Below are 1,124 nucleotides of genomic sequence, written 5' to 3' on the forward strand. Positions count from 1 at the left end.
GGGTGCTGCCACCAGGCCAGGGACCGGTGACGCAGCTCGGTGGCGCCGTGACGGGTGCCGGCGTGGCGCTCCATCCCCGGCTGGAAGGGGACGCCGTGCAGGCGCCCGTCGGAGCCGAGGGTCGCGTGGATCTCCGCGAGGCTGCGCACCGTCGCCCACAGGGCGACCGGCCGGGCGGCGGGGACCGGCGCGGGGGCGGGCTCCAGCCATTCGTCGCGGAACAGCAGCGCGCACTCCATGCCGCAGCCCTGGGTCCCGTCGGCGCCGTGGCAGGTGGCGCCGGCCAGGGCGACGGTGCCCGACAGGCGCCGCACGCGGTAGTGGTCGTCGATCATGCGGCGCACGACGCGTTCGACCTGGTAGACGCCGCCGCAGAACGACCATTGGCTCCGGGTGAACCACAGGCCGCGGTGGCGGTCCTTGGCGTCCAGGGTGGCGCGCACCACGGCCTCGTCCTTCACCCGGACCCAGTCCCCCTCGGCGAAGCGGGAGGGACGGCCGGGCGCCGGAATGTCGGCGCGGCGCTCACGCAGGCCTTCGCGGGCGATCCGCGCGCGACGCACGACACCGAGCGGTGGAAGGTCGCGCAGGGGCAGACTCTTGTACTGGCACCGGTTCGTGGCGGATTCGCCACGCAGCTCCGTGATACGGGTGAACCGTGATTCCTCGACGGCCATCAATGAAATCCCATCGGGTTGGAGATATCGGCACAGGCTAGCGCAACATGACTTTCCCCGTGTCGGCCCCCGGGCCCTTTCGGCGCCATGTCGAGAGAAATAACACTAGAAGCATTAAGAGCCTTCCGGAGTGAAAATCCAGCACTTCCGGAGAGTTCCGGTTCATACGTGTGTAATGTTTCCACCGTTGTCGAGGTGGAGTGGCCGAGTGGCGAGGCGACGGTTTGCAGGACCGTTCAGACGGGTTCGATTCCTGTCTCCACCTTTTCTCCTGTCCGCCGGTGCCGGGGTGCGTCCCGCCGGTCGCCCCCGTGTCGGCCGGCGGTCCGTCAGCCCACCGCAGGAACAGCAGCCCGGTTGCCGCCCCCGACCGGACGGCGAGGCCCGGGCCGGGGGCTCGATCGCGGGCAGCACGTCGTTGTCGGTGTCGAAGGTGGTCAGCACCAG

General features: G+C 70.2%; 1 tRNA gene and 1 pseudogene. One reads left to right on the forward strand and one right to left on the reverse strand.

Going from position 1 to position 1,124, the window contains the following annotated elements:
- Positions 1-563 (reverse strand): annotated as a pseudogene (locus tag ACIQOV_RS42400) (hypothetical protein); the annotation flags it as partial.
- A 308-nt stretch (positions 564-871) separates the two neighbouring features.
- Here ACIQOV_RS42400 and ACIQOV_RS42405 point away from each other — a divergent pair.
- Positions 872-942 (forward strand) — tRNA-Cys (locus ACIQOV_RS42405).
- Positions 943-1,124 lie beyond the last annotated feature (182 nt).

The organism is Kitasatospora sp. NPDC091257 (assembly GCF_044757675.1).
GTDB lineage: Bacteria > Actinomycetota > Actinomycetes > Streptomycetales > Streptomycetaceae > Kitasatospora > Kitasatospora lactacystinica.